Below are 7,759 nucleotides of genomic sequence, written 5' to 3' on the forward strand. Positions count from 1 at the left end.
GATGATGCGGCGCCTCCTCAACCGTCTCGCGACGCCCATTCTGCTTCTGCCGGCGGCGATCGTGCTGGCACTGATGGTCGTCATTCCGCTGGCCGTGCTGATCTGGTTCAGCTTCGCGCCGGACGGGGCAGGGGCGCCGCTATCGCTCGACAGCTATAGCCGCATGGTGCAAAGCCCGCTTTACGCGCGGCTTGCGGTCAAGACGCTGTGGACGGCGGGGCTCGCCGCGCTGATCACGGCGGCGATCGCCTGGTGTCCGGCCTGGGCGCTGTCGCGCCTGCCGGGTCGCACACGCAACCTGATCCTGCTTGCTGTCGTCATTCCTTATCTGACGTCCTATTTGCTGCTGATCTACAGCATCTTCGTGGTCCTCGGACCGGGCAGCCCGATCATGGCCTTGTTGCGCCTGGTGGGGCTCGCTGCCCCTGGTGCCTCGATCCTCTATAGCCAGCCGGCGACGATCGTCATGCTGGTCTATGAAAACCTGCCGCTGATGATCTTCGTGCTGTTTTCCGGCATGCAGCGGATCGACGGCAATCTGCTGGCCGCCGCCGGGTCACTCGGCGCCGGCCGCTTCCGGCGCATGCGCCATATCGTCTTTCCCATGGCCGCACCCGCGCTGGTCTCAGCCCTCGTCATGGTCTTCGTCCCCATGGGCGGCGCCTTCGTGGAAAGCCAGATCCTGGGCGGGCCGCACGGGCTGCTGCTGGGCAATATCATCGCCGATCAGATGACGCGGGCGGATGATCCGTCATTCGGCTCGGCGCTCTCCATCCTGCTGCTGCTCGGCATGCTGGTGATCACCGGCCTGGTCTCGGCCATCAGACCTCTCGCCCAATGGGTGAAAGGCTATGCCCATGCGTAAAAGCCGGTTGCGGGACGCGGAAGCGCTTTCGCCTTTCATGATCGGGATGCTGGCGCTCAGCCTCGCGATCCTGTTCGTGCCGCTCGTCATCATCATCCTTCTGTCCTTCAATACCTCGCCCTACGGCACCTTTCCCTTCCAGGGCACGCTGAAATGGTATGCGGCACTGTTTACAGATTCAGGTCTGCTCGGCCCGACCTGGCTGTCGGTTGAGCTGTCCTTCCTCGTCGCCGTCAGCGCTGCCGTCTTCGGCACCATGGCGGCCGTCTGGCTGGACCGGCGGGCGTCGAAGATCGCCGGCACGATGTTTCGGGCGGCCCTTCTCAGCGCCATCACGGTGCCCTGGCTGATCCTGGGCCTGGCGATGCTGCTGGTGATGAATGCCATAGGGTTAGGCCGCAGCCTGTTCGCCATCTATCTCGGCCTGCTCGCGACCGTTCTGCCTTATGTCGTCTTCATCGTCTCGGCCCGGCTGAACGCGCTGGACCGCGATTTGGACTTCGCGGCGCGGTCACTGGGGGCCAGCCCCATCGTCAGCTTCCTGCGCGTCAGCGCGCCCCTGATCCTGCCTTCCATCCTCAGCGGGACGCTGATTGCCTTCATGGTCTCCTTCAACAACTTCCTGATCCAGTATTTCCTGGCACCCTTCGGCGTGCAGACCCTGCCGCTGAAAATCTACACGCTCATCCGTGTCGGCTATCTGCCGGATCTCAATGCGCTGGCAACGCTTATCGTCGGCATCACCTGCCTGCTCATCGCGATCCTGCATCGCCTGGGCCTGCGCAATGCCGGATTGCCTGGAGGAGCCGCGCTATGAGCAATATGGACGATGGCCTGAACATCACTGCCGTTGGCAAGGGTTTCGGCCCCGTTCAGGTTTTGCGCGATGTCAGCCTGTCGGTGCCGCGCGGGGCGTTTCATACGCTGCTCGGCCCCTCAGGCTCCGGCAAGACGACGCTGCTGAAGATCGTCGCGGGTTTCACCCCGGCCGATAGCGGTGCCGTCACGCTGGCCGGTCGCGCGATCACCGACATGCCGCCCGAACATCGCAATATCGGTGTCGTGTTTCAGCATTACGCATTGTTTCCGCATATGAGCGTCACCGAGAATATCGGTTTCGGCCTCAAGATGCGCGGTGTCGCGAAGGCCGAGCGTGCCGCGCGGGTGGAGGAGGTTCTGCGCCTCGTCCGCATGACGGGCTTCGGCCATCGCAAGCCGGCGGCGCTCTCCGGCGGTCAGCAGCAACGTGTCGCCCTGGCACGCGCCCTTGTCATCAAGCCGCAATTGCTGCTGCTGGATGAGCCGCTCTCCGCCCTCGACCGCAAGGTGCGGCAGGAGGTGCGGGAGGAGTTGAAGCGTATCCAGGCCGAGACGGGCGTCACCACGGTGATGGTGACGCATGATCAGGAGGAGGCGCTGTTCCTCGCGGACCGCGTGCTGGTGCTGGAAGGTGGTGCGTTGCGGCAGCAAGGCGCACCCGCCGATATCTACGGCAATCCGGCGGATGAATTCGTCGCTGGCTTCCTCGGCGCTATCAACCTGCTGAAGGTCAAGGCTGAAGGGCAGATGCTGCGCCTCGGCAGCCAGAGTTTCGCGCCGCCGGCCGACGTCATCGGCGCGCTTGCCTGCGCAAGCAAGGGCGCGGTGCTGCATCTGGCCGTGCGGCCGGAACAGCTTCTGGTGGAACCTGGGGAGGCCGGAACCGGTCAACTCGGCGGACGATTGATCGCGACGGAATTCGGCGGCCCGGTGGTGACGCTGCGCATCGATGTGGAGGGGCAGGCGGTCTCCGTCCTGTCGCTCTCGCCGGATGTGCTGGCGGCGGGCCCCTGGGAAGTCGGCATGCCGGTGCGCCTGATGGTTCGTGGCGGGAGCCTGCTCGCGTGACGGTCAGCCCAAGCCGTCAGTGGAATAGCTGGGACGCACGCGATCCGCTGGCCATGGTGCATCTGCCGACCGGCCTGACTTTGCGCTTTTCCGTCTTCAGCAGCGCGGACGGTCAATATCGGTTGCTGGGGCAAGGTGGTGGGATCAAGCTTCTTGAGCACGCGTCTGACGGCAGTTTCATCCGCGCGCGCATCACCCATGCCGGGGCCGAGCTGGAACTGACCTATAGCAAGCCCGATCCGCATCGGGTCTGCGCGCGCCTGCGCGTGCTGAAACTCGGCGAATGGGGCCTGCGCTTCTGGATGACGCTGGAACTCGGCTTTCAGGATCTGCAAGGCGGGCCGGCGCCCTGGCGCGCGGATGAGCCCTGGGTGACGGTCGAGAATAAGGAGCCGATGCCACCGCACGCGCCGCCAAGGTTGCTGGCGCGTCACCGCTCGCTTTGGGCCTCCGTGCAATCTTCCGAACCCGCCGTCTATGGCGGTGCCTATGCGGCGATCGAGAGTTTTGCGCAGGATTTGAATACGCGCGGCTATTACGCGCCACCACGCGCGGAGGATACCAGCCGCTGGGGCGTGCTGCGCTTCAACGCGCAGATGCATTCGGAGGTTTGCATCGCCGTGGCACTCGGCACGGATCGCGCCATGGCGGAAGCCGGCAGCGCGGCGCTGCTGACCATGCCGCCGGCAGAATTGCCAGTCGCGGACAGGGCCTTTGCGGCGGTGCGGGATATCCTCGCTTGGAATACGCTTTGGGATAAGGACAATCACCGCGTCACCACGGTGCTGACGCGCCATTGGCTGACCGGCAAATTCTCCGGCTGGGGCGTCTGGCTGAACGACATTCTGTTCCATGCGCTGCTCGCCGGCATGGTCGGGGATTTCGCAACCGCGCGGGCCAATCTGGACGCGGCTCTCGGCTATCAATCACCTGAAGGCAATCTGGCTTGCCTGCGCACGACGAATGAGGAATGGATCGACCGTGCGCAGTCGCCGATAGGCGCCTATGTGCTGTGGCGGCTGTTTGAGATGACGGGGGATCGGTCCCTGCTCATCGAGCATTTCCCGACCCTGCTGCGCGCGCATCGCTGGTGGATGACACAGCGCGACGGCAACGGTGATGGGCTGATCGAATATGGCAGTTCCCCCACCGGTACCGGTGCTTTCGTTCATACCAAGCAGGGGGCGATGGACGAATCCTTCATGGATAATGCGCCGATCTTCGATTCCGCGGGTTTCGACCCTGACGCGCATACATTGACCATGGCCGAGCCTGGCTTGAACTCTCTTGTGTCTCTCGACGCCCAATGCCTCGCCAAGATCGCGACAGTCTTAGGCGAAACGGAGACGGCGATCACGTTGCAGGAAACGGCCAAGGCGCTGAACGCGCGTATTGCCGAACTGCTTTGGGATGCGGAGCGGAAGGTTTTCGGGGGCCGGCATTGGTCCGGCGCGTTTGAGCCGTCACTCTCCGTCACCTGCTTCTATCCGCTGCTGGCGGGGGCCGCGACGGCGGCGCAGACCAAGGCGCTGATCGACCTCTATCTGCTCAATCCCGATAAATTCTGGGGGGAGCGGGTTTTGCCGTCATCCGCCCATGATGATCCGGCAAGCGCGGACAATGTCTATTGGCGCGGGCGCATCTGGCCGCCGCATATCTTCCTGGTCTGGGAAGGGCTGCGCCGCGCCGGTCGGGATGATCTGGCGCGCGACGTCTCGCAACGCGCCTGGGCGATGTTCGAAACCGGTTGGCAGGACGAGAGACTATGCCGGGAGAATTTCCACCGGCATGATCCCAAAGGCGACGAAAGCCCGGACGCCGACCGTTTCTACACCTGGGGCGCGCTCATCCCCGCGACGGTCATGCTGAGCGCGACGGGGACTTATCCGCCGATCGCGTAGAGTTTGTCACGTTTTGATAGATAAATTCGTCATCCGCGCACTTGTTGCGCGGACCTACCCGCCGCGGCACCACATCGGCGTTTGGGCGCCGGAACGGTTAGACCCGCGGCACGAGGCTCGGCCGAACAGGCCGCGGGCGACAGATTTTGGGGGCGTTTCCACCTAAACCCGACGGACTCTAGTAATCCAGCAGATTGTCGCGGAACTGTTGATGCGCATAGGCTTTCCGCGCCAACCCGCGCTTCTGTAGCGCCGGCACCAGACCGTCCTCGATCTCGGCCAGCAGGCGGCGCGACAGGTTGGAGAAGGACAGCAGGAAGCCGTCACCGCCGACTTGCTGCATCACCTCATCCATTTGCGCGGCCACGTCATCGGCGGAGCCGATCAGTTCCACCGATCCGCCATCATTGTTGTAGCTGGCAATGGCCTGACGCAGCGTCTTATTGCCGGCCTTGCGCTTGAACTCATCCAGCGTCTGCTGATGTCCGTTCGTTTTCAGCTCACCGACCGGCGCGTCGAGATCGAATTGCTTGAAGTCGATATTGGTGATCTTGCCCAGAAAGGCGAGCTTCACCTCAACCTGATCCGCGATCCTGGCGGTGCGCTTTTCCTGCAGCCGTTGAGCATCTTCCCTGGTCTCCCCAACCAAGGGCGAGGCCAGGAACAGCACCTTGCAGCTGTCAGGGTCGCGCCCTTCGGCGACCATGCGCTTACGCACGTCATCCCTGAAGGCGCGCATGGCGTCGACGCCTTTGACCGCCGCGACGATGGTGTCGGCGTGTTTCGCCGCGAACTGACGGCCGCGCGGCGATCCGCCGGCCTGCGCGATCACCGGCTTGCCCTGCGGGCAAGGCCCGGAATTGAGCGGTCCGCGTGACTTGTAGAAACGCCCGGCATAGTCGATCTGCTGCACCTTGGTATGATCGATCAATACGCTGCTATCGGTATCGGCGATGATCGCCCCCGGTTCCCACGAATTCCATAGCTGGCCGACGAGATCGATATATTCATCGGCCATGTCGTAGCGCAGGTCATGGTCCGGCAGCCCGTCCATGCCGAAATTCCGCGCCGCGAAATCCGAACTGCCGGTCACCATGTTCCAGCCCGCGCGCCCGGCAGAGATCTGGTCGAGCGACGATACCAGCCGCGCCAGCAGATAGGGCGGATAGGCGAAGGTCGCGAAGGTCGGCACGATGCCGATGCGTGAGGTCGCGGCCATCATCAGCGTTGCGACCACGGACGGGTCCTGCCGGGGAACGGCGAGCCCGTTCTGGAGGTAGATATCGCGCGAATTGCCGTAGCTTTCGCCGATATAGGAGGAGTCTTCCAGCAGAATATAGTCGAAACAGGCGCGTTCCAGGGATTTCGCAACGTCGATGAACAGGTCCGGCTGCATCCAGGTCTCGCCGATGCGGCCGGTCCAAGGCTCGCCCCAGGCCTGGACGCTCGATCCTTGCAAAAACAATCCCAGATGAAACGGCTTACTGGTCATATGCGTCTTACACCCCTGGCGGCGAGCGATCGTCGGAATCACAAGCAACCAAGCTAGTTCCGGTCTTTTGCACAGCACAAGACCGGAAATGAGCGCCCGCGTGAATCCTGACCGTTCGACGCTGTTTCAGGCGGCAAAACGCAGAATGGCGCGGGGGATGCCCGCGCCATGCCGCTTAGCCAAGTCGAAAAGCTTTAGGCGGCCTTGATCGTCTTCGTCTTCTTCTTGGTCTTCTGACCCGCGATGACCTTCGCCCGCGCGGCCAGGGTCGCGCGGATCGCATCCACTTCGGCGCCCGTCACCTTCAGGTCGGCGCAGCCCAGCACGTCCCAGGCCAAGGGCGAGAAGTCGGCATGCAGCACAACCGGCATGCCGCCATTCTCGAACATCGCGCGGCCGCCCGTCTCCAGATAGCTTTCGGCCGGCAGGCCTTCCGCCAGCAGAACCTCATGCTGCGCCAGTTCGACATGGAAGTAGGTGACGCGCTCGATCGAGAGGTCGAAGCGCACAGTGCTGTCGTTGATGAGGTATTTCACCGGCACCAGCACGCCTTCGGCGAAGACCGCATGGTCAGGCGACAGCAGCAGGTCGCGCACCGGCATGTTTTTGCCGAAAGCACCCGCTGCGACGCGCACCGGCCGCACCTTCTCGGGTGCTGCATGGCGCGCGATATTGACGGTCCGATGACCGATCCAGGTCACCGGGGTCAGGCGCCGCTCGCCATCGGTCACCGTGATGACCTGGTCGCCGTCGCGCAGCGCTTCCACCGCAATCTCGCCGCGCGCGGTCAGAATGCGCGTGCCGGAAGCGAAGCAGGGCAGCACATCGATGCCGAGGATCAGATCGCCCGCCGGGTCGGTGGCATAGGTGAAGTCGGACGCCTGATAGTCGCCGTCGAAGGTGATCGTGCCGGTAACCTTGCCGTCCTGGCTGAAGGTCATCACATCATCGGCGAAGCTATGCGTATCATCGGCCAGACCCGCAAGGGTGATGCTGTCCCCGGCTGCGAAATGCGCGACGGTGGCGGCGAAGGCGCTCGGGTCGTCCACAACCACGCTGTTGCTGCCGGCGCCGAAGTCGATGGTCTGGCTGGCGTCGACCGCGATTTCGAATGTCGCCGTGCCGCCATTCTCGACCGTGATCATGCCGGCAGAGCCACCGGCCTTCAGGTTTGTATCGACCACCAGCTGCCCGGCATCGACGTCAATCACGCCCGTATTGGTGAAGGTGTTGATGAATTGAATATTCGCTGTGCTGCCCTGGCCGACAGTGAGCGTTCCAGCATTCGCGAAAGTCCCGAAAGGCTGGACATCCAGCGTCGCACCACCTGCGACGGTGATGGCACCATTGTTGATGAAGGCCGGGCTCTCCAGATCCATCTCGCCGGAGGCCGCGTCGGCGATGATGCTGCCGTCGTTGATGATGGTGCCGGCGCCGTCGCTGGCGAGTGCGACGTCAAGGAAGGCCGTGGTGGTTGTCTGGACGACGACGCCGGTGCCGAGCGTCAGGATGCCGCCGGCGCTGAGGCTGTCGAGGCCGCCGGCGCTGCCGATGGTGATGGTGGTATTGTCGAGACTGTCGGTCGCGTCGTTGAACAGCAGGGTGCTGTCCGCG

At 63.7% G+C, this 7,759-nt stretch carries 6 protein-coding genes; 4 read left to right on the top strand and 2 right to left on the bottom strand.

All coding sequences use genetic code 11. The features are described from left to right. Position 1: 1 nt before the first annotated feature. Genes ACELLULO517_RS17485 through ACELLULO517_RS28930 form a run of 4 tightly spaced genes read left to right on the top strand, consistent with a single transcriptional unit; the run spans position 2 to position 4,653 of the window. Entirely contained in the window at positions 2-865 is an 864-nt protein-coding gene (locus tag ACELLULO517_RS17485) for an ABC transporter permease (RefSeq protein ID WP_227308688.1), read from the top strand. Then, complete coding sequence (locus ACELLULO517_RS17490; protein ID WP_227308689.1) at positions 858-1,682, top strand: ABC transporter permease; 825 nt, start codon at positions 858-860, stop codon at positions 1,680-1,682. Before ACELLULO517_RS17485 ends, ACELLULO517_RS17490 begins: the two co-directional genes overlap by 8 nt. Next, complete coding sequence (locus tag ACELLULO517_RS17495; RefSeq protein ID WP_227308690.1) at positions 1,679-2,752, top strand: ABC transporter ATP-binding protein; 1,074 nt, start codon at positions 1,679-1,681, stop codon at positions 2,750-2,752. Before ACELLULO517_RS17490 ends, ACELLULO517_RS17495 begins: the two co-directional genes overlap by 4 nt. Continuing rightward, on the top strand, positions 2,749-4,653 hold the full coding sequence (locus ACELLULO517_RS28930; protein ID WP_227308691.1) for an MGH1-like glycoside hydrolase domain-containing protein: 1,905 nt from the start codon (positions 2,749-2,751) through the stop codon (positions 4,651-4,653). The genes ACELLULO517_RS17495 and ACELLULO517_RS28930 overlap by 4 nt, the downstream gene beginning before the upstream one ends. Positions 4,654-4,831: 178 nt before the next feature. Here ACELLULO517_RS28930 and ACELLULO517_RS17505 read toward each other — a convergent pair whose 3' ends face one another. Beyond that, positions 4,832-6,145, bottom strand: coding sequence for an NtaA/DmoA family FMN-dependent monooxygenase (locus ACELLULO517_RS17505; protein WP_227308692.1), 1,314 nt, complete (start codon positions 6,143-6,145; stop codon positions 4,832-4,834). A gap of 194 nt (positions 6,146-6,339) precedes the next feature. Next, a partial coding sequence (locus ACELLULO517_RS17510; protein WP_227308693.1) for a Hint domain-containing protein occupies positions 6,340-7,759 on the bottom strand: 1,420 nt, incomplete at its 5' end.

It is taken from the genome of Acidisoma cellulosilyticum (assembly GCF_020621385.1).
GTDB lineage: Bacteria > Pseudomonadota > Alphaproteobacteria > Acetobacterales > Acetobacteraceae > Acidisoma > Acidisoma cellulosilyticum.

What these genes read in the sequence shown, in the direction of transcription:
- ACELLULO517_RS17485 (WP_227308688.1), top strand. Translation starts at nt 2, where the DNA reads ATGATGCGGCGCCTCCTCAACCGTCTCGCGACGCCCATTCTGCTTCTG.
- ACELLULO517_RS17490 (WP_227308689.1), top strand. Translation starts at nt 858, where the DNA reads ATGCGTAAAAGCCGGTTGCGGGACGCGGAAGCGCTTTCGCCTTTCATG.
- ACELLULO517_RS17495 (WP_227308690.1), top strand. Translation starts at nt 1,679, where the DNA reads ATGAGCAATATGGACGATGGCCTGAACATCACTGCCGTTGGCAAGGGT.
- ACELLULO517_RS17505 (WP_227308692.1), bottom strand. Translation starts at nt 6,145, where the DNA reads ATGACCAGTAAGCCGTTTCATCTGGGATTGTTTTTGCAAGGATCGAGC.